At 73.7% G+C, this 26606-nt stretch carries 25 protein-coding genes and 2 pseudogenes; 12 read left to right on the top strand and 15 right to left on the bottom strand.

What is annotated here, in order from left to right; all coding sequences use genetic code 11:
• Together RIM90_RS09680 and RIM90_RS09675 are read right to left on the bottom strand one after the other, a co-directional pair.
• On the bottom strand, positions 1-783 hold a 783-nt coding region (locus RIM90_RS09680; protein ID WP_309060191.1), incomplete at its 3' end, for a lytic polysaccharide monooxygenase.
• 232 nt (positions 784-1015) lie between these two features.
• Complete coding sequence (locus RIM90_RS09675) at positions 1016-1150, bottom strand: hypothetical protein (protein WP_309060190.1); 135 nt, start codon at positions 1148-1150, stop codon at positions 1016-1018.
• A gap of 138 nt (positions 1151-1288) precedes the next feature.
• On the opposite strand from RIM90_RS09675, the gene RIM90_RS09670 reads away from it, so the two are divergent.
• Complete coding sequence (locus tag RIM90_RS09670; RefSeq protein ID WP_309060189.1) at positions 1289-1906, top strand: class I SAM-dependent methyltransferase; 618 nt, start codon at positions 1289-1291, stop codon at positions 1904-1906.
• Between the two features lie 10 nt (positions 1907-1916).
• On the opposite strand, the gene RIM90_RS09665 is transcribed toward RIM90_RS09670, so the two are convergent.
• Both RIM90_RS09665 and RIM90_RS09660 read right to left on the bottom strand, forming a co-directional pair.
• Entirely contained in the window at positions 1917-2417 is a 501-nt protein-coding gene (locus tag RIM90_RS09665) for a DUF402 domain-containing protein (protein WP_309060188.1), read from the bottom strand.
• Positions 2398-3327, bottom strand: coding sequence for a GNAT family N-acetyltransferase (locus RIM90_RS09660; RefSeq protein WP_309060187.1), 930 nt, complete (start codon positions 3325-3327; stop codon positions 2398-2400). The genes RIM90_RS09665 and RIM90_RS09660 overlap by 20 nt, the downstream gene beginning before the upstream one ends.
• Before the next feature lie 71 nt (positions 3328-3398).
• On the opposite strand from RIM90_RS09660, the gene RIM90_RS09655 reads away from it, so the two are divergent.
• Positions 3399-3767: a GntR family transcriptional regulator gene (locus RIM90_RS09655; RefSeq protein WP_309060186.1), complete on the top strand. Its 369-nt coding sequence runs from the start codon at positions 3399-3401 to the stop codon at positions 3765-3767.
• Positions 3768-3787: 20 nt separating this feature from the next.
• Here RIM90_RS09655 and RIM90_RS09650 read toward each other — a convergent pair whose 3' ends face one another.
• From RIM90_RS09650 to RIM90_RS09630, 5 genes are all read right to left on the bottom strand, one after another.
• Entirely contained in the window at positions 3788-4558 is a 771-nt protein-coding gene (locus RIM90_RS09650) for a DUF72 domain-containing protein (RefSeq protein WP_309060185.1), read from the bottom strand.
• Between the two features lie 76 nt (positions 4559-4634).
• On the bottom strand, positions 4635-5729 hold the full coding sequence (locus RIM90_RS09645) for a DUF5925 domain-containing protein (protein WP_309060184.1): 1095 nt from the start codon (positions 5727-5729) through the stop codon (positions 4635-4637).
• A 91-nt stretch (positions 5730-5820) separates the two neighbouring features.
• Positions 5821-6621, bottom strand: coding sequence for a polysaccharide deacetylase family protein (locus RIM90_RS09640; RefSeq protein ID WP_309060183.1), 801 nt, complete (start codon positions 6619-6621; stop codon positions 5821-5823).
• Positions 6614-7639 (bottom strand): glycosyltransferase family 2 protein, encoded by a 1026-nt coding sequence (locus tag RIM90_RS09635; protein WP_309060182.1) that lies wholly within the window; start codon positions 7637-7639, stop codon positions 6614-6616. Before RIM90_RS09635 ends, RIM90_RS09640 begins: the two co-directional genes overlap by 8 nt.
• The gene (locus RIM90_RS09630) at positions 7636-8466 is read right to left on the bottom strand and encodes a glycosyltransferase family 2 protein (RefSeq protein ID WP_309060181.1); all 831 of its coding nucleotides are present in this window, start codon (positions 8464-8466) and stop codon (positions 7636-7638) included. Before RIM90_RS09630 ends, RIM90_RS09635 begins: the two co-directional genes overlap by 4 nt.
• Positions 8467-9129: 663 nt before the next feature.
• Here RIM90_RS09630 and RIM90_RS09625 point away from each other — a divergent pair.
• A complete protein-coding gene (locus tag RIM90_RS09625; protein ID WP_309060180.1) occupies positions 9130-9936 on the top strand; it encodes an SGNH/GDSL hydrolase family protein in 807 nt (268 codons plus the stop codon).
• Positions 9937-9940: 4 nt separating this feature from the next.
• Here RIM90_RS09625 and RIM90_RS09620 read toward each other — a convergent pair whose 3' ends face one another.
• The 3 genes and pseudogenes from RIM90_RS09620 to RIM90_RS09610 form a co-directional block, all read right to left on the bottom strand.
• Positions 9941-11611: a serine/threonine-protein kinase gene (locus tag RIM90_RS09620; RefSeq protein WP_309060179.1), complete on the bottom strand. Its 1671-nt coding sequence runs from the start codon at positions 11609-11611 to the stop codon at positions 9941-9943.
• Between the two features lie 210 nt (positions 11612-11821).
• Positions 11822-12032 (bottom strand): annotated as a pseudogene (locus RIM90_RS09615) (nickel transporter); the annotation flags it as partial.
• Positions 12029-12371: pseudogene (locus tag RIM90_RS09610) on the bottom strand (hypothetical protein); the annotation flags it as partial. The pseudogenes RIM90_RS09610 and RIM90_RS09615, both read right to left, overlap by 4 nt.
• 356 nt (positions 12372-12727) lie before the next feature.
• Here RIM90_RS09610 and RIM90_RS09605 point away from each other — a divergent pair.
• The 3 genes from RIM90_RS09605 (at position 12728) to RIM90_RS09595 (ending at position 14487) form a co-directional block, all read left to right on the top strand.
• Positions 12728-13270, top strand: a complete 543-nt coding sequence (locus RIM90_RS09605; protein WP_309060178.1) for a sigma-70 family RNA polymerase sigma factor — start codon at positions 12728-12730, stop codon at positions 13268-13270.
• On the top strand, positions 13267-14085 hold the full coding sequence (locus RIM90_RS09600) for an anti-sigma factor (RefSeq protein WP_309060177.1): 819 nt from the start codon (positions 13267-13269) through the stop codon (positions 14083-14085). The genes RIM90_RS09605 and RIM90_RS09600 overlap by 4 nt, the downstream gene beginning before the upstream one ends.
• Before the next feature lie 126 nt (positions 14086-14211).
• Positions 14212-14487: a hypothetical protein gene (locus RIM90_RS09595; protein WP_016826944.1), complete on the top strand. Its 276-nt coding sequence runs from the start codon at positions 14212-14214 to the stop codon at positions 14485-14487.
• 512 nt (positions 14488-14999) lie between these two features.
• On the opposite strand, the gene RIM90_RS09590 is transcribed toward RIM90_RS09595, so the two are convergent.
• Genes RIM90_RS09590 through hmgA form a run of 3 tightly spaced genes read right to left on the bottom strand, consistent with a single transcriptional unit; the run spans position 15000 to position 18317 of the window.
• Positions 15000-16184 carry a type ISP restriction/modification enzyme gene (locus RIM90_RS09590; RefSeq protein ID WP_309060176.1) on the bottom strand — a complete coding sequence of 395 codons (1185 nt, stop codon included), beginning with the start codon at positions 16182-16184 and terminating at the stop codon, positions 15000-15002.
• 40 nt (positions 16185-16224) lie between these two features.
• The gene (locus RIM90_RS09585) at positions 16225-16974 is read right to left on the bottom strand and encodes a GntR family transcriptional regulator (protein ID WP_309060175.1); all 750 of its coding nucleotides are present in this window, start codon (positions 16972-16974) and stop codon (positions 16225-16227) included.
• 26 nt (positions 16975-17000) lie between these two features.
• Complete coding sequence (gene hmgA / locus RIM90_RS09580) at positions 17001-18317, bottom strand: homogentisate 1,2-dioxygenase (protein ID WP_309060174.1); 1317 nt, start codon at positions 18315-18317, stop codon at positions 17001-17003.
• A gap of 211 nt (positions 18318-18528) precedes the next feature.
• On the opposite strand from hmgA, the gene RIM90_RS09575 reads away from it, so the two are divergent.
• The 6 genes from RIM90_RS09575 (at position 18529) to RIM90_RS09550 (ending at position 26532) form a co-directional block, all read left to right on the top strand.
• Entirely contained in the window at positions 18529-19134 is a 606-nt protein-coding gene (locus tag RIM90_RS09575) for a hypothetical protein (RefSeq protein WP_309060173.1), read from the top strand.
• Positions 19131-19748, top strand: coding sequence for a TetR/AcrR family transcriptional regulator (locus RIM90_RS09570; RefSeq protein ID WP_309060172.1), 618 nt, complete (start codon positions 19131-19133; stop codon positions 19746-19748). The genes RIM90_RS09575 and RIM90_RS09570 overlap by 4 nt, the downstream gene beginning before the upstream one ends.
• 154 nt (positions 19749-19902) lie before the next feature.
• Entirely contained in the window at positions 19903-22140 is a 2238-nt protein-coding gene (locus RIM90_RS09565) for a molybdopterin-dependent oxidoreductase (RefSeq protein WP_309060171.1), read from the top strand.
• Between the two features lie 139 nt (positions 22141-22279).
• The gene (locus RIM90_RS09560) at positions 22280-23680 is read left to right on the top strand and encodes a citrate:proton symporter (protein WP_309060170.1); all 1401 of its coding nucleotides are present in this window, start codon (positions 22280-22282) and stop codon (positions 23678-23680) included.
• Between the two features lie 58 nt (positions 23681-23738).
• Positions 23739-25016 carry an MFS transporter gene (locus tag RIM90_RS09555; RefSeq protein WP_309060169.1) on the top strand — a complete coding sequence of 426 codons (1278 nt, stop codon included), beginning with the start codon at positions 23739-23741 and terminating at the stop codon, positions 25014-25016.
• Between the two features lie 172 nt (positions 25017-25188).
• A complete protein-coding gene (locus tag RIM90_RS09550; RefSeq protein WP_309060168.1) occupies positions 25189-26532 on the top strand; it encodes an ABC transporter ATP-binding protein in 1344 nt (447 codons plus the stop codon).
• The last annotated feature ends 74 nt before the right edge of the window (positions 26533-26606 follow it).

Here is a 26606-nt window from a genome sequence, read left to right as displayed (position 1 = left end):
GTGCCCGTGGTTCTCGATGGTCGACTTCTCGGCAGCGGCCTCGATCTGCTCCTCGGACGGGGCGGAGGCGGTCGGCGCCGGAGCGGCCTCCTCCTCGGCCGTGTCACCACCGCCGGCCGCGCCCCCGGTGCCGACCGCGCCCCCGCCGCTGCCGCCGAACGTGACGTCCGAGCAGGAGTAGAACGCCTCCGGGCTGTCCGAGCGCTGCCAGACCGCGTACAGCAGCTGCTTGCCGGAGCGCTCGGGGAGGGTGCCGGTGAAGGTGTAGAAGCCGCCCGAGGCGGCCGGGTCGGTGGCCGTCGCCACCGGGTTCGCCAGGTCCAGGTCGCCCCAGGCCAGCGGCTCGGCCGGGTCGTAACCGGGCTTGGTGATGTACACCTTGAAGGTGCCCTTGTGCGGGGCGGTCACACGGTACTTGAAGGTGTGCGACCCGCTGCTCACGCTCGTCGCCGGCCAGTCCGCGCGGGCCAGGTCGAGCCCCTTGAACTGCTCGTTGTTCGCGCTGCACAGCTTGCCGTCGGGGATGAGCTCCTGGTGGCGTCCGCCCGCGTCACCGATGCGGATGCCGTTCCAGTCGTAGAGCGCCTGGGTCCCGCCGGCCGCGACCGCCGCCTTGCACGCCGCCGACCTCGGGCTCTCCGGGCCCTCGGCGTAGCACTGGGCGACCCGGCTGACCGGGTCGCCCATCGAACCGTGCGCGGACGCCGGTGCGGCGGACAGCCCGGTGAGGGCGAGCGGAACGAGACCGACGACGGCGACAGCGGCTTTGCGACGTGCGGGCATGGGGCGGCAACTCCTCGGCAACGATCATCCGGACTCGGGTGGATCCCGTGGGGGTGATGCAGAAGCTAGCCCCCGGAAACCGTGAAATCGCCCGGCGGAGGCCGTGGAGGGAGATCCTTATGGTCGCGTTAAGGGAGTGCTCAGGCTGGGATCAGGTACGTGCCGCGCGCGGTGGGACGGCGGCGGGACGCAGGGACCGCGAGACCTCTCGTGCCCGGGGCGGCCGGCCGGCTCAGCCGTCGGGCCACCAGGTGCGGGCGACGTCCCCGCGGACCTCCGGACGTCCCGCGGGGCGCTCGTCGGCCTCGTCACGGACCCGACGGGCGTCCGTCCTCTTCAGGGGCTTCTGCACGGTGACACGGCGCATGGCTGCCTCCTTCGGGGTCCACCGGGTTCCGTGTTCTCACAGAGGCGGACCTTTCGGGGGAGAGTTCCTCATCGGTCCCGGTCTGTCTGTGGCCGCTGTCACGAATCGATTGTCAGTGGTGGGTGCCACTCTTGGTCCATGAGCGACGACGGTGAGCGGGCGAGCACGGACGGTGTCGACTGGGACGCGCGGGCCGCCGCCTTCGACGACGAGCCGGACCACGGACTGCGCGACCCGTCCGTGCGCGCCGCCTGGGCCGGCCGGCTGCGCGCCTGGCTGCCCGGACGGGCGGGCGACGTCCTCGACCTCGGCTGCGGCACCGGCAGCCTGTCGCTCCTCGCCGCCGACCAGGGACACCGGGTCACCGGGATCGACCGCTCCCCGGCCATGGTGGCGCTCGCCCGGGAGAAGCTCGCCGGGCGCGACGCGGTGTTCCTGGTCGGTGACGCGGCAACGCCGCCGGTCGGCGAGCGGCGCTACGACGCCGTCCTGGTACGGCACGTGCTGTGGGCGCTGCCCGGCCCCGGCCGCGTCCTGCGGCACTGGCGCGGGCTGCTGCGCCCGGGAGGCCGGCTGGTGCTGGTCGAGGGGGTGTGGGGGACGGTGAGCCCGGTCGGCATACCGGCGGACCGGCTCACCGCCCTCCTCGCCCCGCTCGCCGGGCGGCTGCGCGTGGAGTCGCTGTCACAGGAGGCGGCGCTGTGGGGCCGGGAGGTCGACGACGAGCGGTACGCGGTGGTCGCGGTGCCGGACTGATCCGGCCGTCTCACGCGAGCAGCGCGCCGAAGCCGTCCCCGCGTGCCAGGGCCTCCAGTTCGTCGAGCGCGGCCACGGCGGCCGCCGCCGCCCGCGGATCCGCAGCCGCCAGCCCGCTCGCCGCGAACTCGTCCTCGTCCAGCCGCCGTACGTCCGTGCCGTCCGCGCAGACCCACAGGTCCAGGTCGAGGTCCTCGACGACCAGCCGGGTGCCGGAGAGCTCGGCCGGGCGGGTGACGTCGCAGTAGTGGCCCTTGAGGGTGCCGTCGGCGGCGCGGACCTCCTTCACGGAGTACCACCGGTCGCGCCAGTAGTGCTCGGTGAAGACGTCACCGGGCTCGAAGCGCACGAAGCCGAAGTCGCGCACGCCGTCACCCGCCCAGGGGGCGCGCACGGTGACGCGGGTGCCGTCGTCGGCGAGCAGCTCGGCGGGGTAACGGATCTTCTCGCGGCCCGCCTTGACGAGGACGACGTCCAGGAGGGCCGGGCGGTCAGCCGAGTTCGCGGACATGGCGCACCTCCGTGGCGCAGACCTCGTAGCCGAACCACTTGTTGATCGCGATCATCGGTCCGTTCCCGGTGTCGTTCCCCGTGAACGCCTCCGTGTACCCGGCGGCGCGTGCGCGGTGCAGGGAGTCGTTCTTGGCGAGCTTGGCCAGGCCCCGGCCGCGGTGGGCGCGGGCGGTGCCGGTCATGACCGTGCCGTACCGGGTGCCGCCGTCCGTGCGGGCCGCGGAGAAGGCGGCGGGACGGCCGTCGACCAGCGCCACCGATGTCAGCTCGGGGCTGAACAGCGGGTGCCGCCAGGTTTCCTCCAGCCAGGCCTCGTAGTCGGTGAACTCCGTGTCCACATCGCTCGGTTCGTCCGCCGTCGTCTCCGCGTCCAGCTCGAACAGCGGGCGCGGGTCCCCGGCGAAGTCCGCACCCGTGCGCAGCTCCACACCGGGCGGCGGGTCCTGGAGCGGGGGGAGGGTGCCGTTCGCCAGGTCCAGGCGGAGGAAGTGGGCGGAGCGGCTCGCCCGGTAGGCGTGCCGCTCGGCGAAGGCGCGGTTGCCCGGCTCGTCCAGCACCCAGGCGAACAGCCTGGTGGCCCCGTGCGCGGCCAGGTGCTCCTCGGCTGCGCGCACGAGCAGCGTCCCGGCGCCCCGGCGCGTGTGCCCGGGATGCACGTACACGTTGACGTTGCCCTGGCCCGGCTCGGGGCTCTCGTGGGTCAGGTGCACCTGCGCCGTGCCGATCACCTCGCCGTCGGCCACGGCGACGAGGGGACGGTAGTGCGCGTCGGGGTGCATGCGGGTGAGGTCGTGGACGAGGGAGTCCGGGGTGAGGAGGATGAACGGCAGCGCGGCCTGCCGGACGCGGGCGAAGCCCTCGAGATCGGCGCGGGCGTCGGGACGGAGATCGCGGACGGTCACGGTCATGGAAGCGCACGCTACGGGGGGACGCGTCCGGGGTGCCTCTCATTTTCCGCCGGGTGCGGGACAATCGGGCCGTGACCTTGAGGATCCATATCGACGACGGCGCGCCGCCGTACGAGCAGGTGCGGGCGCAGATCTCCGAGCAGGCCCGGTCGGGAGCGCTGCCGGTGGGGTACCGGCTGCCGACGGTGCGGGGGCTGGCCGGGACGCTCGGCCTCGCCGCGAACACGGTGGCCAAGGCCTACCGGGCGCTGGAGGCCGACGGAGTGATCGAGACCCGGGGCCGCAACGGCACGGTGATCGCCGCCGCGGGCTCGGCGGCGCAGAAGGAGACGGCGTCGGCGGCACGGACGTACGCGGAGCGGGTCCGGCGGCTGGGGCTGACCGAGGACGAGGCGCTGGCCGCCGTACGGGACGCCCTGCGGGCGGCCTACGGGGAGTAGGCCGTGGGCGAGGACGTGGTTCACGCGTGCGTCAGGCGCTCCGGGGCCCGTGCGACGTCCAGGCCCGCCGACCTCGCCGTCCGTGCGAACCGCACCGCGTCCGTCACCGCCGCCGCGCCCGGGTCGTTGTTGAAGTACGCGTAGACGTCCTCCCCGGCGGACCAGGTGGCCGCGATGCGGTGGACCCAGGACCGCAGGGACTGCCGGCCGTAGTGCGGCCGGAGCCGGGCCCGGCCCTGGTGGAAGCGGACGTAGCCCCAGCCGGTGGTGCGCCACAGCGGGGTCGTGGGGCGGGCCAGGACGTCGGCCCAGCACAGGGCCGCGCCCCGGGACTCGAGGACACGGCGTACCTCCGGCGTCCACCAGGACGCGTGCCGCGGTTCGACCGCGACCCGGGCCGACGAGGGGAATCGGCGCAGACAGGCGTCCAGCAGACCCGGATCGGCGCGGAGGGTGGGCGGGAGCTGGAGGAGGACCGGGCCGAGCCGGTCGCCCAGGCCGGCGGCGCGGCTCATCAGGCGCTCCACCGGCTCCTCGGGTTCCCGCAGCCGCTTGATGTGCGTGAGGTAGCGGCTCGCCTTGACCGCGACGACGAAGTCCGGCGGGGTGCGCTCCCGCCAGGCCTCGAAGGTCTCCCGGGAGGGCAGCCGGTAGAAGGCGTTGTTGACCTCGACGGTCGCGAACCGCGCCGCGTACTCCTCCAGCCAGAGCCGCACCGGCAGCCCGGACGGGTACAGCACCCCGCACCAGTCCCGGTACTGCCAGCCCGACGTCCCGACGAACAGGGTCATACGCCCATCAGAACACCGGACCGCGGCGGCGGCCCGCCGCTCCGTGTCCCCGTGCCGGCGGCCACGGGGTCCGCGCCTACAGGTACAGCCCCGCGTCCGCCTCCCCGCGCGGTTCCGGCAGCGCGGTCGGGGAGGTGCCCCGGCGCAGGGCGTACAGCTCGGCCAGGGTCGCGCCCTCGCGGCCGATGCCGTCCTCGCGGCCCAGCCAGTTCACCGCCTCCGTGCGGGTCAGCGGCCCGACCTCGATGCGGGCCAGGCACCGGCCGGGGCGGACCACGGCCGGGTGCAGGCGCTCCAGGTCCTCGTTGGTGGTGACGCCGACCAGGACGTTGCGGCCCTGGCCGAGCAGACCGTCCGTGAGGTTCAGCAGCCGGGACAGCGCCTGCCCGGCCGTCTGCTTGGCCTCGCCGCGGATCAGCTCGTCGCAGTCCTCGAGGAGCAGCAGCCGCCAGCGGCCCTTGCCCGCCGCGTCCTCCTCGCCGATCGCGATGTCCATCAGGTAGCCGACATCGCCGAACAGCCGCTCCGGGTCCAGGACGCAGTCCACCTGGCACCAGTCCCGCCAGGACCGGGCCAGCGTGCGCAGCGCGGAGGTCTTGCCGGTGCCCGGCGGACCGTGCAGCAGGAGCAGCCGGCCCGAGATGTCCTCGGGAGTGGTCTTCATCAGGCGGTCCATCGCGTCCGCCACCGGCGCCGTGTAGTTGGGCCGGACCTCGTCCCAGGTGCCCGCCGAGATCTGCCGGGTGGTGCGGTGCGGGCCGCGGCGCGGGGAGACGTACCAGAACCCCATGGTGACGTTCTCCGGCTGCGGTTCGGGCTCGTCCGCCGCGCCGTTTGTGGCCTCGTCCAGGATCTTCGCCGCGAGGTCGGCGCTGGTCGCGGTGACCGTGACGTCGGCGCCCCGGCTCCAGCGGGAGACCAGCAGCGTCCAGCCGTCGCCCTCGGCCAGGGTGGCGCTGCGGTCGTCGTCCCGGGCCGCGCGCAGCACGCGGGCGTCCGCGGGCAGCAGGGTCGCGCCGGAGCGTACGCGGTCGATGTTGACGGCGTGCGAGTACGGCTGCTCGCCCCTCGCGAAGCGGCCGAGGAACAGCGCGTCGACGACGTCGGACGGGGAGTCGCTGTCGTCGACGTTGAGCCGGATCGGCAGTGCGTCGTGTGGCTGCGCGGACATGTCCGCCATGATCGGGCACGCGGGCGCCGCGCGCACCCGGTTTCCGGAGTGCGCGCGGACATGTCGCCCGTGTGCGGCTCGTCCCCCGCGTTCAGTCCCGCGGCCGGCGGACCAGCCGCCGCGCCTGCCGGGCCCGGCGGACCACCGCGTACCCCTTGGTCAGGGCACGGTCCCGCGCGAAGGTGCGCGCGACGGCCCGCCCCTGGACCAGCCGCTCGAACTCGGCGGTGTCCGTCGACCGCCGCACGGTGACCCGCCGCAGGGCGTACGGTCCCTGGGCGCGGCGGGCGAGGCCGTTGCCGACGGCGAGCGCCTGGGCGTATCCCGTCTCCCGCACCGCCTCGCGCACCCGGCGGCTGGAGTGGCCGTAGGGGTACGCGAACGAGGCGGGGGCGGAGCCCAGTTGGTCCGAGACGATCTCCCTGCACAGGATCAGCTCGGAGCGCAGCCGGCGGTCGTCGAGCTGGTCCAGCTGCGGATGGCTGTGACTGTGCCCGCCGACCTCCACGCCCGCGTCGGCCAGTTCGCGCACCTGGTCCCAGTCCAGCATGGTGTCCAGCCCGCCGCCGGTGTCGTACGGCCCCCGCAGCCAGCCCGTGGAGACGAACAGGGTGGCCGGGAAGCCGTGCTCGGCGAGCACGGGCAGCGCGTGCCGGTGCACGCCCTCGTAGCCGTCGTCGAACGTGACGAGGACCGGGCGCGCGGGCAGCGGGCGTCCCGAGCGCCAACGGGCCGCCAGGTCGGCGGTGGTGACGGGGGTGAGCCCCCGGTCCGCGATCACCGCCATCTGCTCGGCGAACGCCTCCGGGGTCACGGAGAGGGCGCGGGTCGCGGCGCTGGGATCGGCGGCGACCGAGTGGTACATGAGGATCGGCACGCGTGCGTCAGCCACCGGCACCTCCTCGGCCCCCGTCGCGGGGGACGCCGCCTCCGACGTCCACCACGGAGAACGTCACCCCGCCCCGCCGGGCCCGCACGCTCCCCACCACGTAACCGCCGGCCGCCGTGAGCACCCCGGCGACGATCGCCCCCGCGCGCCTCGCACCGCCCGGCCGGGCCAGCAGGGCGTCGCGCAGGCCCCGCAGCACCCCGCCCGGCAGGACACGCGTGGTGTACCGGCGTTCGGACTCCAGTCCCTTCTCCGTGCCGACGCTGCGGGCGACCAGCGCCTTGGACAGGCCCTCGGCGTACGTCCGCGCCCGGAAGTAGCGGAAGCGCTCGCGGGCCTCGGGCACCCGGTGGTGGATCACCGCGCGGTCGTCGATCAGCAGGACCGCGTCCGGACGTGCGCGGCCGAGGCGGATGCACAGCTCCGTCTCCTCCCCGCCCAAAGGGTGTCTGCCGCCGTCGCGTCCGATACCGGTGGCGAAACCGCCCGCCGCGTCGAAGGCGCCGCGCCGGAAGGAGGCGTTGCCGCCGAGGACGTTGCGCACCCGCACCCGCCCGCGCGGCAGGCCCCGGTAGGTGCAGCCCACCACCCAGTCGAACTCCTCGGGGAACCAGACGGGGCGCCGGCCCGACGCCCAGACCGGCTCGGTGCGCCCGCCGACCGCCATCACGCGCGGATCGGCGTACGCCTCGGCGAAGTGCTTCAGCCAGTCGCGTTCGGCCACGGCGTCGTCGTCGAGGAAGGCGACGATCTCGCCGCGCGAGGCGGCGATCCCGGTGTTGCGGCCGGCGGACAGGCCGCGGGGGCCCGCGTTGGCGAGCACCCGCACGTCCTCGGCCTCCTTGTACTCCTTGCCCAGACGGTCCAGGAGAGCCCGGTTGTGGTCCACGACCAGCAGGGTCTCCAGGGCCGGCCGTGACTGGGCCCGCACCGAGGCGACCGCCGCGAGGACGTCCTCCCAGCGGTCCTCGGTGTAGGCGCAGATCACGACCGAGACGCCGGGGGTGCCGGGCTCGCTCAAGACACCTTCCCCCGGCCCGTGCCGAGCAGCGGCGAGTGGTGGGCGCGTCTGCGCAGCGCACGCCGGTTGGACCGCTCCTTGAGGATCACCCTCAGCACGCGCAGCCCGTCGCGCACGGCCCGCAGGTTGCTGGTGCCGTGGATGCGCAGGTACTCGTGGCTGGGGATCTCCTGCACCTTGAGGCCGGCCTTGACGACCCGGATGTTCATCAGGGTCTCGACCTCGAAGCCGGTGCAGTCGAGGTCGATCTTGTCCAGGCAGTGCCGCCAGAAGGCGTTGTACCCGTAGCAGAGGTCGGTGTAGCGGGCGCCGAACTTGCGGTTGACGACGGCGCACAGCACCCGGTTGCCGAGCTTGCGGACGAGGGTCATGTCGTCGGTGCCGCCGCCGTTGGCGAAGCGGGACCCCTTGGCGAAGTCCGCGCCGGAGACCAGGGCGGAGACGTAGCTGACGATCTCGTTGCCGTCCGCCGAACCGTCCGCGTCGACCATCACGATGATGTCGCCGGTGCAGGCCTCGAACCCGGCGCGCAGGGCGTCCCCCTTGCCCTTGCCGCGCTGTCCGACGACCTTGACGTCCGCCCACAGTTCGCGGGCCACTTCGACGGTGTTGTCGGTGGAGTTGCCGTCGACCAGGACCACTTCGTGGATCCAGTCGGGAAGCGTCTTGAAGACGTACGGCAGGTTCTCCGCCTCGTTCATGGCCGGTATCACCACGCTCACCGGCGGCGCGATGGCCAGGTGCGAGGAGACGGGCCGGTACTTGCCGGCGGTCGGCGGATCCTGGTCGTCCTGATCCGCGGCCGCCGGTTGAAGAACGGAGCTCATGAGTCTGGTCCCTCTCGTCCGGTGGACCGCCCGCCCCCGGGCGGCCCGGCTGTTCGTCCGGTTCGAAAGGGGGGTCCTCACCCCACGGCACGACGGATGGAGCTCCGTGCACGCCGGGCGAGCTGGCAAAGCTGGCCGGCCGCGGAAAACGGCAGCCGACCGCGCGGCCCGGCCCGGTCACCGTTGCGGTCACCGAGCACGGCACCCCCCTACCGCGCCCCGCGCCGGTTCGTCGCGGTCCTGAGCCCTCCCCTGGAGCCGCGTGTCGACGGACCGATGCGGGTGAGATGTATGACGGTATTGACGATTGAACCCGTACGGCAAGACCTGGAATGGCATCTCACGTTTTTGCCGGTTTGGCCGCTGCGCGTGGTTCTTGCCCGGATGTGCGTGTTCGCATGGCCGACTTTGCCCCCCGAAGCGTCCAATGCCGGGCTTCAATGTGACGCACCCCGTAGGGGGCGTCAAGGGCCGAAAGTCCCTGCGGCCGAATTTTGTCCAGAGTTGAACAGCCGTTCTGCGGAGCGCTTCGTGTGAAGAACTTCGTGTGAAGAAATGGGGTGGTTTCCGAGGAGGGTCGAAAAGTATTGGCATGGACACTTCCAGTCAACACGCGTAGTTGCTACGACAGTTGACGCAGAGATCCTGCTAAAGGGAGGTTCCATGAGACGTTCCCGACTTGTCCTCCTACTGGGCTCACTCCTCCTCGCCGTCACCACCGCCCTCACCGGCGCCGCAACGGCTCAGGCGTCCCAACAGGCCGCCAGCGGCGGCTACGTGGCGCTCGGAGACTCCTACTCCTCCGGCGTCGGAGCCGGCAGCTACATCTCCTCCAGCGGCGACTGCAAGCGCAGCACGAAGGCCTATCCGTACCTCTGGGCGGCCGCCAACTCACCCTCGTCCTTCGACTTCACCGCCTGTTCGGGCGCCCGTACGGGTGATGTTCTCTCCGGGCAGCTCGGCCCGCTCAGCTCCGCCACCGGCCTCGTCTCCGTCAGCGTCGGCGGCAACGACGCCGGATTCGCCGACGTCATGACGACCTGTGTGCTCCAGTCCGACAGCACCTGTCTCTCACGGATCGCCACCGCCCGGGCCTACGTCGACTCGACGCTGCCCGGCAGGCTCGACAGCGTCTACAGCGCCATCCGCACCCGGGCCCCCAACGCCCATGTCGTCGTGCTCGGCTACCCCCGCTTCTACCGGCTCGGCACCTCCTGCCTCGGCCTCTCCGAGACCAAGCGGAAGGCGATCAACGACGCCGCGGACCACCTCGACAACGCCATCGCCCAGCGCGCCCGCGCCCACGGCTTCACCTTCGGCGACGTACGCACCACCTTCGCCGGCCACGAGATCTGCTCCGGCAACTCCTGGCTGCACAGCGTGAACTGGCTCAACATCGGCGAGTCGTACCACCCGAAGGCGGCCGGCCAGTCCGGCGGCTACCTGCCGGTGCTGAACAGCGCGGCCTGATCCGTCAGGGCGCGGTCACCGAACCGGAAGGAGAAGGGGAGACCCCGTCCGGCGGGGTCTCCGGCTCACACGTCACCGAGAACGGCACCGGGTCCGACGCCGTCCCCACCGGCTCCCGGACCTCCACACCGATCCTGCCCGCGAGCGTGCCGCTCCCCGAGTGCGTCGTCACGACCACCGTGTCCTGCCGCGTACGCCCGCCGCCCTCCGGGAACGACAGCGTCCGCCACCCCGGATCGGCCACCGGACCGTCCTCGGCCACCCAGCGGTAGGAGACCTCGGCCGGCAGCCGCCCCACCGTGAACGTCGCCGTGAACGCGGGCGCCTCGTCCTCGGGCGGCGGACAGCCGCCGGAGTACTCCGTGCGCGCGCCGGCCACCGTCACCGACACCGTCTGGGGCGGGGGCGTGCTCTCCCGCGTACCGCTCGTGCCGGGGGAGGGCGTCGGCCCGCCCGTCTCCGGCGTCCCGCCGTCGTCCTCGTCCTCGTCCCCGCCGGTCGGCGCGGGCGAACTCACCCGCGTGCCCCGGTCCTGGGCACCGGAGCCACCGTCCTCACCGCCGTCCCCCCGGTTCAGCAGCGCATACGTCGGCCCGGCCAGCGCCAGGGCCAGTACGGCCACGACCGCGACCAGGGCGACGACGGCGCGGCGGCCGCGCTCGGGCGGGGCGACCGCGGTGGTTCCGGCCGGTGCTCCCGCGACCGGCGCCGGGGGCGTGGGCGTGGGCGAGGGCCGGGGGTGGTGCGTCCGCGGGTGCGGATGCGCGGCCGCGGTCGGGGCGGACACGGCCGCACCCGCCGTGTCCGCCCGGGAGGTGCCTCCCCCGGAGGGGGTTCCGCCGGCGTCGATGACCCGCAGGTCCTGCTGCACCCGCTCCGCCGGGAGCCGCTGGGCCGGATCCTTGCGCAACAGGCCCTCGATGACCGGAGTGAGCGGACCGGCCCGGCGCGGCGGCGGCAGCTCCTCGTCGACGATCGCCCGCAGGGTGCTCAGCGGGGTGTCCTGCCGGAAGGGCGAGGCGCCCTCGACCGCCGCGTACAGCAGCACGCCGAGCGACCACAGGTCCGACTCGGGTCCGGGCGTGCGGCCCAGCGCCCGCTCCGGGGCGAGGAACTCGGGCGATCCGACGACCTCCCCGGTCATGGTCAGCGCGGAGCTGCCCTCGACCATGGCGATCCCGAAGTCGGTGAGCACGATCCGCCCGTCGTTCGCGATCAGGACGTTGGCGGGCTTCACGTCCCGGTGCAGCACCCCGGCCCCGTGCGCGGCCCGCAGGGCGGCCAGCACCTCCGCGCCGATGTGCGCGGCCCGCTGCGGCGGCAGCGGGCCCTCGGCGTCCAGCACCTCGGCCAGCGACAGGCCGCGGACCAGCTCCATGACGATCCACGGCCGCCCGTCCTCGGTCGCCACGTCGTACACCGTCACCACGTTGCGGTCGGTGATCCGGGCCGCCGCCCAGGCCTCCCGCTCCAGACGGGCGTACATCCGCTCCACGTCGGAGGCCGGCAGCCCGGCCGGGGCGCGGACCTCCTTGACGGCGACCTCGCGGTGCAGCACCTCGTCACGGGCCCGCCACACGGTGCCCATGCCACCCTCGCCCAGCGGCGACAGCAGCCGGTAGCGGCCCGCGATCACCCGCTCACCGCCCGGTTCCTCGGACACGGCGCCCCCCATTCGCAGCCGGGCGAATTCTCCCTTTCCCCACGAAAGTAGCTCAGCCGAGTGCGGATGCCGCCCCCCTGAACACCAATCCGGCCCCCAGGACGACGACGAACGCCGATCCCCGGGGCGCGCTCCGGCGCACCAGCGCCGCCCACGGGGCCGTTGTCCGGCGGGGGCGCCGGGCCAGGAGCCGGTTCACCCCGCTGCCCGCCCTGACGACCGCGCCCGGCCCGGCCTGCGTGGCCGGGATCTCCGCGAGGTCCTCGACGTGGCGGACGCGGAGTGCGCCGGGCGCGGCGACCAGCCCGTCGTAGCGGTGGACGGTGAAGTCGCCGAGCGGGCGCGCGCTCGCCGCCGTGGCCGGCACCGGGACGAGCGCGCACGCGGCGGTGAGGACGACGGCTGCGGCGGTGACGCAGCGGCGGGGGATCACCGCGCCCCCGCCAGGTCCTTCAGCGCGGCGCGGGCCGCACGGGCGCCGAGGGGGGAGAAGCCGGGGTTCAGCTCCGGGGCCGCCGTGAGGGAGGCGCGGGCGGCGCGGTCGTGCCCGGTGGCGCGTTCGATCATGCCGCGGTGGTGGAGGAAGGAGGCGTTGCGGTACCCGGTGGCCGTGGCCCGGCGGGCGTACGGCAGGGCCTCCTCGTCGCGGCCGGCCGCGTGCAGCGCCCAGGCGAGGGCGTCCGCCGTGTGCACACCGCGCCGGCGGTCCCGCGGCGCGGGCCGCGCGCAGGGCCTCCCCGGGGTCACCGTGGCCGGCGGCGGCGAGCGCGGTTCCAGCGCGGTCGTGCCGGCGGCTGCGAGCCCCCCCCGGCGGCCGGCGCGCCACAGATCAGGGTCGCGGGACTCCTGCGCCCCGCACCGGCCTTGGAGTGAGGTGTCATGCCGTCCGTCCTCAGTGCCGACTTGCCTGACGCACCGGGATTCGGAACGGGCGGCGGGCCGGAGGGGTCGGACTTTCGACGACCCCTCGACGGGCCGTCGCCTCCGTGGCCGTCCGCCCGTGGCATTTCCTTCCGCCGGACCCGCGTTTTCGGCCCGCTGATCCGTAATTCCCCTCCGGAGGCGCGCTCACCGCGCGCGCCTCCGTGATCGGGCGGCCCGGCGGGGCCCGGAGGGGGAGGACGCGCGTTGCAGGCGGACGAGCTCCTGGTGCTGGTGGCCGGGGGCGATCACCAGGCATTCGAGGAGTTGTACGGACTGGTCTCCGGGCCGGTGTACGGACTGGTGCGGCGGGTGGTGCGCGATCCCGCCCAGTCCGAGGAGGTGGCCCAGGAGGTGCTGCTCGAACTCTGGCGCTCGGCCGCGCGGTTCGACCCCGGCCGGGGCAGCGCGCTGTCCTGGGTCCTCACCCTCGCCCACCGCCGTGCCGTCGACCGGGTGCGCAGCGCCCGCGCGGCCGGCGAGCGCGAGCAGCGCGAGGCCCGGCGCGCCGACGGCCCCGCCTTCGACCAGGTCGCCGAGGAAGTCGAGGCCGGACTCGAACGCGAGTGGGTCCGCCGCTGTCTGGACCGCCTCACCGCACTGCAGCGCCAGTCGGTCACCCTCGCCTACTACGACGGCTACACCTACCGGGAGGTGGCCGAGCGGCTGTCGCTGCCGCTCGGTACGGTCAAGACCCGTATGCGTGACGGCCTGACCCGGCTGCGCGACTGCCTGGGAGGTGCGGCATGAGCCTGCCGGCCCGACTGGTGCGCCGCGGGGATCTGCACTCGCTCGCCGCCCCCTACGCGCTCGACGCGCTCGACCCCGCCGAACGCGTCCGCTTCGAGAAGCATCTGGGGTCCTGCCGCCGCTGTGCCGCCGAGGTGCGTGCCCTCGCCGAGGACGCCGTGCGGCTCGCCTGGTCCACGGCCGCTCCCGCGCCCGCCGTCCTGCGCGACCGCGTCCTGGCCGCCGTACGGGCCACCCCGCAGGATCCCGCGCCCCGGGAGACGGTCCGCGCGCGTGCCGCGCCACTGCCGCCGCACGTGCGGGGCGCCGCCCCGTTGCCGCGTGCCCGTGAGCGGCGCAGGGCGCCGCTGTTCGTGCCGTTCGCGACGGCCACCGCCGCCGCGGCGCTCGTCGTCGCCTCGCTGTTCGCCGTCCAGGCGGACCGGACCCAGGACCGGCTGGACGCCGAACGCGACCGGTCACGTGAGATCGCCCACGTTCTCGCCGCTCCGGACGCCCGTGCGAGCAGCGGCCGGGACGCGCGCGGCCGCACGATCGGAGTGATCGCCTCCGCATCGGAGGGGAGCGCGATCGTCACCCTCGGCGGATACGACGACCCTCCGAACGGACGTGTGCGCCAGTTGTGGCTGATGCGCCCGGGCGCCGGGCCGCGCTCCCTGGGGCTTTTCGAGAGCGACACGCCCCTGGTCGCCTCCGGCCTCGAGGAGTCCGCGACGTCACTCGCGGTGACCGTCGAACCTGACGGGGGATCACCGCGGCCCACCGGTCGCCCCGTCGTCCAACTCGCCCTGAAAACGGTCGGATTCGGAGAGTAATCGTCGGGTGTTCGTCAACCCCCTTATAGGGAAGGTGAATCCTGTGACCTCGATACACGTGTGCCCGGACGGGGCGATAGGGTTACCCTGCCCGGGCCGGGTGGACTCGTACGGGTGGGGAGTGACATGGAACAGATAACAGTGCGCAGCAGGGCCAGGGTCCCTGCGATCACCTGCGGGAGCAGCGCGACCAGCTCGCGACTCGACCGCCACCTCTCGGTGCTGGCGGGACCCGCCGTCCCGCAGCGGGAGACGGCCGAGGCGACGTCGCTGATGCGCGAGCTCATCGCGCGTGACACCGCGCACGACCGCGGCGCCAGGAGCGCGCGGGCACGGGCGAGCCGCGTCTCGCTCTTCGCCCCGCTGCGCCGGCTGCGCCGCTCCCTGTTCGGCAGCCGGTAGCGCCCGCGCCCGGACGGTCCCGCCGTCCCGGCGCAGCGCCCCGCCCGCGTCCGTCATCCCCGCGGTACGCAGCGGCACCCCGGTGCGCTCCGAGCACGAGCACGTCCCCCGGCCGGCGCCCCCGATCCCACCCGGCGGCGAGCCGGGGCCCGTCGGCCTCTCCTCTCCCGGCCGTGAACCTCACCGCCTCCCGTGCGCGTACCGCCGCGCCGCGAGCGGCCCGCACACCACCGGCGGCACCGCGCACCGGCCCCGCGACCCCGTGACGGGACGCGCCACCGGACCGGGCCGCCCCCTCGGGCGCGGGAGCGTCGCCGAACCGTCCCGGTGGGGTTCGACCCGGCCGGTCCGCCCCGGGCCGCCGGCAACCGGTGCCGGCGTCCGGCGCGTAGCCGCGGACGCCGGCGGCCTTCGCGCAGGACCCCGGGTGATCGACCCGGAGGCGGTGTCCGAGCGGGCGCCGGGCCGCGTGCTCGACGGCTTCGCGCCGCGGCGGTGCGCGGGCCCCGGCGTCAGATCAGCGCCAGCTGGCCCTCGGGTCCCTCCTCGTACGCGTCCAGCACCGAGGCGGGCCGGCGCGCGGGAGACGGTACCGGCAGGACGCCCGCCTCGCGCAGCTCGGCCGGCGTGACCGGGTCGGGCGCCGCCGGGTCCGCCAACGCGGCCTGGAGCGGGCGCAGTTCGGCGAGCAGGGCGAGGACCGTGATCAGCTCCAGCAGCTCCGAGGTCCAGGCCTGCGGCCAGGCGGCCGGCCGGATCGCGGCCAGGGTGCCCGGCTCGCCATCCTCCACGCGGACCGCGAGCCACCGCTCCAGCACCCGCACCCCGCCCGCCTCGAAGTCCCAGGCCTCGGGCGGCACCGGGGAGACGCGGCCCCCGTCGAGTGACAACGCCTCCTCGTCGCGGTCGTAGCGCACCGTCGACGGCCGGGAGGGCAGCGGGGCACGGACGTAGGGGCGGCGTCCGCCGGGGAGTTTGGGGCGTTCCCCGTCGCGCCGCATCAGCCACAGCATCCGGCGGCCCACCTCCACGCCCCGCTCCCACGTGCCGACGTCCCCGGTGAGCGGGACCACCGGCCCGCCGGGCGCGGCGCGCACCACGGCCATCGTCCAGGCGAGGACGTCGAACGGGGGCACCCGGCGGCCGAGCCGGGCCGTCAGGTGCTCGCACAGGCCGGGGGCCAGATTCGGTTCCGCGCCCCCGGGACGGCGGTACAGCGGGCGGACCCGGCCGGGGCGGAGCAGCGGGAGCAGGGACGTGGCGAGCAGCGGGGGACCGGGGGAGCCGGAGGACCCGGGGACCTCGACGACGAAGACCTGCCGCTCGTCCGCCACCCGCCACAGCTCCGGGCGGGCCGCGTCGATCAGCCGCTGGTCGGGGATCAGCCACTGTTCGTCGAACGGGGCGTGCAGCACCCGGACGGGCTCCGGGCACGGGCCCGGGGCGCGGGCCAGCCGCTCGGTGCCGCCGCTTTGCCCCGGCAACTGCCCGACCGCCGTGTGCGGGGTCCGGGCGCGCGTCGGCTGGAACAGCGCATCGAGGTCCGGCCCCTCGGCCTTCACCAGGGCGTCCCAACGCGCCTTCAGGGACGCCGCGTCGGGGGCCGCCGGCCACCCCCGGCCGAGCCGCGGCGGTGCGACGGACCACGGCATGAGGTCCGCCAGCGGCGGAGCGTCGTCGTGCGTCACGCCGGGCATCGTACGGCCTTTGTCCGGCAGGCGGTCGGGGACGGGCGGATCAGGTGGCGTCCAGGGTCACCGTGAAGGAGAAACGGTCGCCCCGGTAGTGGATGACGGCCACGTCCAGGGGGCGGCCGTCGGTGTCGTACGTGACACCCGTGTAGTGCAGGATCGGACTGAGCAGCGGCACTCGGAGCAGGCGGGCCGTCTCCGGGTCGGCGAGCCGGGCCTCCACCGTGTCCGTGATGCGGCCGATGTCCGCCCCGACGACATCGCGCAGCACCTTGGTCATCGGCCAGCGCACGAGGTCGTCCAGGTCGATCCGGGCGGCCAGCTCGGGGCGGACGTAGTTGCGGGCGTGGTTGGTCGGTTCGCCCGTCTTCTCGTCGCTGCGCAGCCGGTGGTAGGCCGCCGCCTCGGACAGGTCCGGGAAGTACTCGGCGACTTCGGCCGGTACCGGTGCCGGCCCGTGCTCCAGCAGTTCGGTGGTCATCCCGGACTGCTGGGCCACGATCGCGTCCACCGAGCCCAGCAGCCGGACCGGGGCACCCCGTCTGGCACCGGGTTCGATGAACGTGCCGCGCCGGCGGTGACGGGTGATCAGCCCTTCCTCCTCCAGCTCCTTCAGCGCCTGCCGCATGGTCAGCACGCTCACCCCGTAGTGCCCGGCCAGTTGTTCCTCGGTGGGCAGGCGCAGCGGGTCCTGCGGTGAGCGGCCGAGGATCGAGGCGCGCAGCGACTGCGACACCTGGTACCAGAGCGGCAACTTGCGGTTCAGGACGATCGAGTCCGGAGCGAAGGAGGTCACGGGCTATCCGTACCGGTCGGGAATGCTCAGTGCAACGGGCGGAAGTGACGCTCGAGACCCTGCCACACGTCGTCGTAGCCCTGCTGCAGGTGCTCCGCCCGTGCCGCCTGGGGTGTCAGGGACACCGGCCAGCGGGTCTCGAACATGAAGGCGAGGCCGTTGTCGATCTTCTGCGGGCGCAGTTCCGCGGCGCTCGCCTTCTCGAAGGTCTCCCGGTCGGGGCCGTGCGCCGACATCATGTTGTGCAGCGAGCCCCCGCCCGGCACGAAGCCCTCCGCCTTCGCGTCGTAGGCGCCCTCGATCAGGCCCATGTACTCGCTCATCACGTTCCGGTGGAAGTACGGCGGCCGGAAGGTGTCCTCACCCACCAGCCAGCGCGGGGCGAAGACCACGAAGTCCACCCCGGCAAGGCCGGGGGTGTCGCTGGGAGACGTCAGCACCGTGAAGATCGACGGATCCGGGTGGTCGTAGGAGATGGTGCCCATCACATTGAAACGGCGCAGATCGTAGACGTACGGCACGTGGTTGCCGTGCCAGGCGACGACGTCGAGCGGGGAGTGGCCGTAGGTGGCCGACCAGAGGTTGCCGCAGAACTTGTTCACCACCTCCACCGGCTCCTCGACGTCCTCGTACGCGGCGACGGGCGCGCGGAAGTCCCGGGCGTTGGCCAGCCCGTTGGCGCCGATCGGGCCGAGGTCGGGGAGCCGGAAGGGGGTGCCGTAGTTCTCGCACACGTAACCGCGGGCGGTTTCCCCCAGGAGCTCCACACGGAAGCGCACCCCGCGGGGGATCAGCGCGATGTGTCCCGGTTCCGCGTGCAGCAGCCCGAACTCGGTGCGCAGCAGCAGTCCGCCGCGCTCCGGGACGATCAGCAGCTCACCGTCCGCGTCACTGAAGACGCGGTCCATCGAGGAGGTGGCGTGGTACAGGTGCACGGCCATGCCGGTGCGCTGGGTGACGTCGCCGTTGCCGCCCAGGGTCCACAGGCCGGCCAGGAAGTCGGTGCCCTCGGCGGGCTCCGGCAGCGGGTTCCAGCGCAGGCGGTTGGGGTCGGGCACCGTCTGGGTGAAGGGCGCGGTGCGGATGGCGCCGTTGGCCGTGCGGGTGAACGCCGGGTGGGCGGCCGACGGGCGGATCCGGTACAGCCAGGAGCGGCGGTTGTGCGCCCGCGGCTCGGTGAACGCCGTACCGCTCAACTGCTCCGCGTACAGCCCGAGCGGTGCGCGCTGCGGCGAGTTGCGGCCCTCGGGCAGGGCGCCCGGGATCGCCTCGGAGCTGTGCTCGTTGCCGAAGCCGGAGAGGTATTCCAGTCCTTCGGCGGTCTTGCGCGCGTCCCCGCTCATGTTCGCTGCTCCCTTGCGATGCGATTCCTATGCGACACCGTAGGATTGCGTTTTCCCCGGCGCAAGAGGAGCGCGTGATCCCGGGCCGGGTGTTTCCGTCGCCGTCGTCCTTCCGCGGCGTCCTCCCGGGCCGCCCTCCTCTCGGCGGAGGACGCGGAACCCGACTTCAGGGGGATCCGGGAGATCGCACCGGTGTTCTACGCTCCCCGGCATGTCGTGGACGCGGAGTCTGAGCACCGCGCTCGCGGTCTGTGTCGTGCTGGCCGGATCCGTGGGCTGCGGGTCCCGTGACGCCCAGGAGCGGGACGGGGTGTCGCCCTCGCCCGTCGGCGTGCTCCTGGACGAGCGGGACGAGGAGGGCCGGCCCTACCGGGAGGTGGACGGCGAGGGCGCACCCGAGGTCGGCGTCGAGGTCACGCCCGACACCGACGGCGGCTGGGGCGTACGGCTGACCGTGCGCAACTTCCGTTTCTCGCCCGAGGGGACGGGCGGGCGGGCGGTGGCCGGCCGCGGTCTGGCCCGCCTCTACGTGAACGGCAGCCTCGTCACGGCGCTGCGCACCCCCGAGTACCACCTCCCCGCCCACCTCGTCCCGCGCGGCACGCACCAGGTCACCGTCCGCCTGTGCGCCGACGACGGTTCGGTGTGGACCGTGGACGGAGAGCCCGTGGAGAGCACGGCCGACATCACGGTGTCGGAGCAGGACCCGGGCACGGGACCGGCCGCCACGGCGTCCGCGTCCGTGTCCGCGTCCGCGGACGGTCGGGGCCGTGGCGGAGGGCGCGGTTCGCCGGAGGATGCCGAAGGGGCATCATGAGTTCCGTGCCCCACGCGACATCGCTCCGCCGAGCGCCCGTGCAGCGGCGCAGCGCCGAACGGCTGGCCAGGATCCTCGACGCCTGCGCCGAACTCCTCGACGAGGTCGGCTACGACGGCCTGAGCACCCGTGCCGTCGCGCAGCGCGCCGGTGTGCCCATCGGCTCCGTGTACCGCTTCTTCGGCAACAAGCGCCAGATGGCCGACGCGCTGGCCCAGCGCAACCTGGAGCGCTTCTCGGAACGGGTCACCGAACGCCTCGGGCACATCGGTGACCGGGGCTGGCGGCACGCCATGAATGCCGTGATCGACGAGTACCTGGACATGAAGCGCACCGCGCCCGGCTTCTCCCTCGTCGACTTCGGCAACCAGATCCCGGTCGGCACCCGCTGGGCCGAACCCAACCACCGCGTCGCCGACCGCCTCACCGGCCTGCTCTCCGGCCACCTGGGCCGCGAAGCCGACGAGGACCTGCGCCGCACCTTCCTCATCGCCGTCGAGACCGCCGACGCCCTGGTCCACCTGGCGTTCCGGGTGGCGCCCGAGGGGGACGGGAAGGTCATCGCGGAACTGCGGGAGATGCTGGGCGCCTATCTGGCGCGCGTGCTGGACTGAGGGTCCCGCGGCCGGTCCGGCACCTCGTCCGTGACGACCCCTCCCCTCCGTGCATACCGGTCGGTATGCTCGGCTCGTCCGTGCTTCCCCGGGCTCTCGACCGCGCTCGAGCGGGAGAGGCCCCGCCCCGCAGCCGTCGTACCCGGGAGGACCCGTGTCCCGCACCGCCCTTCGTATCTGCCCCTTGTGCGAGGCCACCTGCGGCCTGACCCTCACCATCGACGACGGCAGGGTCACCGGCGCCCGCGGCGACCGTGACGACGTCTTCAGCAAGGGGTTCATCTGCCCCAAGGGCGCCGCCTTCGGAGCCGTGGACTCCGACCCCGACCGGCTGCGCACCCCGCTCGTCCGGGTGGACGGCGAACTGCGCGAGGCCACCTGGGAAGAGGCGTTCGACGCCGTGGCCGCCGGGATCCGGACCGTCGCCGAGCGGTACGGCCCGGACTCCGTCGGTGTCGTCCTCGGCAACCCCAACGTGCACACCGTGGCCGGCGCGCTCTATCCGCCCGTGCTGCTCGCCGGGCTCGGCACCCGCAGCCTGTTCACCGCCTCCACGGTCGACCAGATGCCCAAGCACGTCTCCAGCGGACTGCTCTTCGGCGACGCGAACGCGATCCCGGTGCCCGACCTGGACCGGACCGACCACCTGCTGCTGATCGGCGCCAACCCCCTGGAATCCAACGGCAGCCTGTGCACCGCCCCGGACTTCCCCGGCCGGCTCAGGGCGCTGAAGGCCCGCGGCGGCACCCTCACCGTCATCGACCCGCGCCGCACCCGCACCGCCCGCCTCGCCGACCGGCACGTCGCCGTCCGCCCCGGCACCGACGCCCTGCTGCTCGCGGCGATGGCGCACGTCCTGTTCGACGAGGGCCTCACCGGTCCGGGAGACCTGGCGCCGCACCTCGACGGGCTCGGCGAACTCCCGGCGGCGCTCGCCGACTTCACGCCCGAAGCGGTCGCCGACGCCTGCGACGTCGACGCGGCCGTCATCCGCACCCTCGCCCGGGAACTCGCCGCCGCCCCCACCGCCGCCGTCTACGGCCGCATCGGCAGCTGCACGGTCCCGCACGGCACCCTCGCCAGCTGGCTCGTGGACGTCCTCAACATCCTCACCGGCAACCTCGACCGGCCCGGTGGCGCCCTCTTCCCGCAGGCCGCCACCGACAAGACCCCGCGCCCCGCCGGACCCGGCCGCGGCTTCGCCCTCGGACGCTGGCACTCCCGGGTGCGCCGGCACCCCGAGGCCAAGGGCGAACTGCCGATCTCCGCACTCGCCGAGGAGATCGACACCGCCACCGACGAGGGCGCGCCGATCCGCGCCGTCATCGCCGTCGCCGCCAACCCGGTGCTGTCCGCCCCGGACGGCGACCGGCTCGACAGGGCCCTCGGCTCCCTCGACTTCATGGTCAGCGTCGACCCGTACCTCAACGAGACCTCACGGCACGCCCATGTCGTCCTGCCGCCGCCCCCGCCCGCGCAGAGCCCGCACCACGACTTCGCCTTCAACACCCTCGCCGTACGCAACCAGGTCCGCTACACCCGCCCCGCCGTCCCGCTGGAGCCCGGCCGCATGGCCGAGACGGAGATCCTGGCGCGGCTCGTCCTCGCCGCGACGGGCATGCACGGCGCCGATCCCGCCGCCGTGGACGCCATGGTGATCGACCGGACCCTCGGCAAGGCGGTCGAGGACCCCCACTCCCCGGTGCACGGCCGCGACCCGAAGGACCTCGCGGGCCTGCTGACCGGTGAGAACGGCCCCGAACGGCGGCTGGACATGATGCTGCGCCTCGGCCCGTACGGCGACGGATTCGGCGCCGACCCGGACGGGCTCACCCTGGAGAAGCTGCTCGCCCACCCGCACGGCATCGACCTCGGACCGCTGCGCCCGAGGCTGCCCCAGCGGCTGCGGACCCGCAGCGGAAAGGTGGAGCTGCTGCCGGAACCGATCGCCGCCGACCTCCCGCGGCTGCGCGCCGCCCTGGACGAGCGCCCCGGCGGGCTCGTCCTCGTCGGCCGCCGCCATCTGCGCTCCAACAACAGCTGGCTGCACAACGTGCCCGCCCTCACCGGCGGCTCCAACCGCTGCACCCTGCACCTCCACCCCGAGGACGCCGAACGCCTCGGCGTGCGGGACGGGGAACCGGTGCGCGTCAAGGGCGCCGGGGGAGAGGTGACCGCGCCGGCCGAGGTCACCGACGCGGTGCGCCGGGGTGTGGTGAGCCTGCCGCACGGCTGGGGACACGACCGGCCCGGTACGCGCATGCGGCACGCCGCGGCGGACCCCGGGGTCAACGTCAACCAGCTCCTCGACGGCGGCCTCCTCGACCCGCTGTCGGGCAACGCCGTCCTCAACGGAGTCCCGGTCGAGGTGGCCCCGCTGACCGCCCCCTGACCTGAGCAAAGCTGTGACCTGGGGTTTTGCGCTTATTGCTCGCGCGTCAACGTCTTGTTAACGCTGCTTTGCGGCACCTAACGTCGTCGCACCGCCGTCCCTGGTGGGATGTTCAAGGGCGAACGTTAGGTATCCACTCATGCTGACCCTCCTCGGCTTCGCCATGATCGCGACCTTCCTGGTCCTGATCATGATGAAGAAGATGTCGCCGATCGCGGCGCTCGTGCTGATTCCCGCGCTCTTCTGCGTGTTCGTCGGCAAGGGCGCCCACCTCGGCGACTACGTCATCGACGGCGTGTCCAGCCTCGCCCCCACCGCGGCGATGCTCATGTTCGCGATCGTCTACTTCGGCGTGATGATCGACGTCGGTCTCTTCGACCCGATCGTCCGCGGGATCCTCAGGTTCTGCAAGGCGGACCCGATGCGGATCGTCGTCGGCACCGCGCTGCTCGCCGCGATCGTGTCGCTGGACGGCGACGGGTCCACCACCTTCATGATCACCGTCTCGGCGATGTACCCGCTGTACAAGCGACTGAAGATGAGCCTGGTCGTGATGACCGGCGTCGCCGCCATGGCCAACGGCGTGATGAACACCCTTCCCTGGGGCGGCCCGACGGCCCGTGCCGCCACCGCCCTGAAGCTCGACGCCAGCGACGTCTTCGTCCCGATGATCCCGGCCCTGCTGGTCGGCCTGCTGGGCGTGGTCCTCCTGGCGTACGTGCTCGGCCTGCGGGAGCGCAGGCGGCTGGGCGTGCTGACGCTGGACGAGGCACTGGTCGAGGAGAAGGCGGAGCAGACCGAGACGGTCCTCGTCGGCGCGGGCGGCGGTGCCGGCAGGAGCACCACGGCGACCGGCGGCTCCGGCGCCGGCGCGGACGGAGGCGCGGAGGACGACGACTTCCAGGGCCTCGACCCGGACCGCCCCACCCTGCGCCCCAAGCTGTACTGGTTCAACGCGCTGCTCACGGTCGTCCTGCTCACCGCGATGATCATGGAGTGGCTGCCGATCCCGGTGCTGTTCCTGCTCGGCGCCGCGCTCGCGCTCACCGTCAACTTCCCGCACATCCCCGACCAGAAGGCCCGGATCGCGGCCCACGCCGACAACGTCCTGAACGTCTCCGGCATGGTCTTCGCCGCCGCCGTCTTCACCGGCGTCCTCCAGGGCACCGGCATGGTCGACAGCATGGCCACGTGGCTGGTGGACATCATCCCCGACGCCATGGGCCCGCACATGGCCCTGGTCACCGGTGTGCTGAGCCTGCCGCTGACGTACTTCATGTCCAACGACGGCTTCTACTTCGGTGTCCTGCCGGTGCTCGCCGAGGCCGGCGCGGCGCACGGCGTCTCCCCGCTGGAGATGGCCCGCGCCTCCCTGGTGGGCCAGCCGCTGCACATGTCCAGCCCGCTCGTCCCCGCGGTGTACGTCCTGGTCGGCATGGCCAAGGTCGAGTTCGGCGACCACACGCGGTTCGTGGTGAAGTGGGCGGTCCTGATCTGCCTGCTGATCCTCGCGGCCGGAATCCTGTTCGGCATCATCTGACCCCGGCTCACCTCAGGACACCCCAGGACACTTCAGGGCACATCAGGGAGGACCGACCATGGCGCCCGGTGGGAACCGCGGCTGGCTGCTCCGCCTCGTCATCGCCTTCGGCTTCGCGCAGGGGGCGGTGTCGATGGCCCGGCCCGCCGTCTCCTACCGGGCGCTCGCGCTGGGGGCGGACGAGCGGGCGGTCGGGGTGATCGCGGGCGCGTACGCGCTGCTGCCGCTGTTCGCCGCCGTACCGCTCGGCCGGCGCACCGACCGCGGCCGCTGCGCACCCCTGCTGCCGGCCGGCGTGGTCCTCATAGCCGGTGGCTGCGCGCTGAGCGGGCTCGCGGACTCCCTGTGGGCGATGGGCCTGTGGAGCGGGGTGATGGGCCTCGGCCACCTCTGCTTCGTCATCGGCGCGCAGTCGCTCGTCGCCCGCCAGTCGGCGCCGCACGAACAGGACCGCAACTTCGGCCACTTCACCATCGGCGCCTCCCTCGGCCAGCTGATCGGTCCGATCGCGGCGGGCGCACTGATCGGCGGCTCCGACATGGCCGGCACCAGCGCGCTCGCCCTGCTGGTGGCGGGCGCGGGCGCGGCGGTCGCCTGCACCTCGCTGTGGCGCGTCGAGCACCCGGCGCCGGTCGCCTCCCGCGCGGCACCGGGCGAGCGCGTCCCGGTCGGGCGCATCCTGCGGGCCCGGGGTGTTCCGGCGGGCATCCTCATCAGCCTGGCCGTGCTGTCCGCGACCGACATCCTCACCGCCTACCTCCCCGTGGTCGGCGAACACCGGGGCATCGCCCCGTCGGTCATCGGCCTGCTGCTCAGCCTGCGGGCCGCGGCCACCATCGCCTGCCGGCTGGTCCTCACCCCGCTGCTGCGGCTGCTCGGCCGCACCGTGCTGCTGACGGTGACGTGTCTGCTGGCCGCGGTGCTCTGCGCGGGCATCGCGGTGCCGGTCCCGGTGTGGGCCCTGGCCCTGATGCTCGCGGTGCTCGGCTTCTGCCTGGGGGTCGGCCAGCCGCTGTCGATGACCACGGTGGTCCGGGCCGCCCCCGCCGACGCCCGCTCCACGGCCCTCGCGCTGCGCCTGACCGGCAACCGCCTGGGCCAGGTCGCCGCGCCCGTGGTGGCGGGCCTGGTCGCGGGAGCGGCGGGCGTGGCAGCCCCCTTCGTGATGCTGGGCGCCCTGTTGTTCCTGTCCGCGGGCGTCGCCCTGCGCACACCGTCCCGGCCGGGGGACGAAGGGGAGCCCGCCGAGGAAGCGGCCGCTTCGGGCCGTGGAGCCGGCGGAGAGGGGAACGGTTCCCGGCGGCCCGGGGAGGCATCTGTCCCCAAATCCCCCTGAACGGATCCGTCCGCTTTCTCACTTCCTGGACCGGAGCACCCGATCCCGCCCCGTGTCTTCCCCCGGCCGCCTACTTTCCGTTAGCTTCCGTGACTCACACGCCCCGTACGGCCCGTACGAGGCGTCCGACCGCGGAGCACCAGCGCCCTGATGAGCCCCCGGGGGCACCCTCATGACACGCGCCATCTCCCTGCACGACGTGAGCAAGGCCTACGCACGAGGCGTCCGCGTGGTGGACCGGTTGTCGCTGGACATCGCGCCGGGCGAGTTCCTCGTCCTGCTCGGCCCGTCCGGCTGCGGAAAGTCCACCGTGCTCAGGATGATCGCCGGTCTGGAGGACATCGACGAGGGACAGCTCTTCCTCGACGGGGAGTACGGCAACGACCTGCCGCCCTCCGACCGGGACATGGCGATGGTGTTCCAGAACTTCGCCCTGTACCCGAGCATGACCAGCCGCGACAACATCGGCTTCCCGCTGCGCATCGAGGCGCCGGGCGTCGACCCGGCCCCGCGCGTGGACGCCACCGCCCGCATGCTGGGCATCGAGGACCTGCTCGACCGCTTCCCCGCCCAGCTCTCCGGCGGCGAACGCCAGCGTGTCGCCATGGGCCGGGCCATCGCCCGCCACCCCTCCGCCTTCCTGATGGACGAGCCGCTGTCCAACCTGGATGCCAAGCTCCGCAACCACCTGCGCGCCGAGATCTCCCAGCTCACCCGGGAACTGGGCGTCACCACCGTCTACGTCACCCACGACCAGTCCGAGGCGATGTCGCTCGGGGATCGCGTCGCCGTGCTGCGCGGCGGAGTCCTCCAGCAGGTCGGCACCCCGCGCACGGTGTACTCGCTGCCGAGCAACGTCTTCGTCGCCGCGTTCATCGGCACCCCGCGCATCAACCTGCTGCGCGGCCTGGTCCGCGCCCCGCTGGACGGGGCGATGACCATCAGCCTGGGCAAGCAGTTCCTGCGGCTGCCCGAACCCCTGTCCCTGGACCACCAGTTGCTGCGCGTGCAGCAGGGCCGCGAGGTCATCGTGGGGCTGCGCTCCGAGGCCGTCCGCATCGCCAAGCCCGCCGCCGCCCGTCCCGGCGAGGTGGTGCTCACCGGCCTGGTGGAGCACGTGGAGTTCCAGGGCCACGAGGTCCTCGTCCACTTCAACACCGGCTCCCGTCCCGCCGTCGTCCCCGAACTGGAGGCGCCGCGCCCCCGCCCCGACCGCACGCCCCGGCGCCGCCGCCGCGAGGGCACGGTCCTGGAGCGCCTGCGGGAACGGACCGGCGCGCTGCGCGCGGGGACCGTGGCGACGCTGGACCGGCCCGAGCGGGCGGAACGGCCGGCCCCCGCCTCCGCCGAGCCGCGCGTGCCGGGTGACCTCATCGTCCGCACCACCCCCGACATCCGCCTCCGGCACGGCATGCAGGTGCCGCTCCTGGTCGATCTCGCCCACCTGTTCGTCTTCGACCAGCACGGCGAACGCATCTGCCCGAACCCGGAGCGCCTGCCCGACCTGGAGGAGTGAGACCGCGCGGTCCGATCACGGGTCGGCCGCCCGCTCCCGCGGGCCCCTCTGGCGCGGGAAAACTAACGCCGCTA

Origin of the sequence: Streptomyces sp. (assembly GCF_031181555.1) — a bacterium.
Classification (GTDB): Bacteria; Actinomycetota; Actinomycetes; order Streptomycetales; family Streptomycetaceae; genus Streptomyces; species Streptomyces fimbriatus.
Note: the sequence above shows the minus strand (reverse complement) of the source record. Positions and strands in the feature narration are given on the sequence as shown.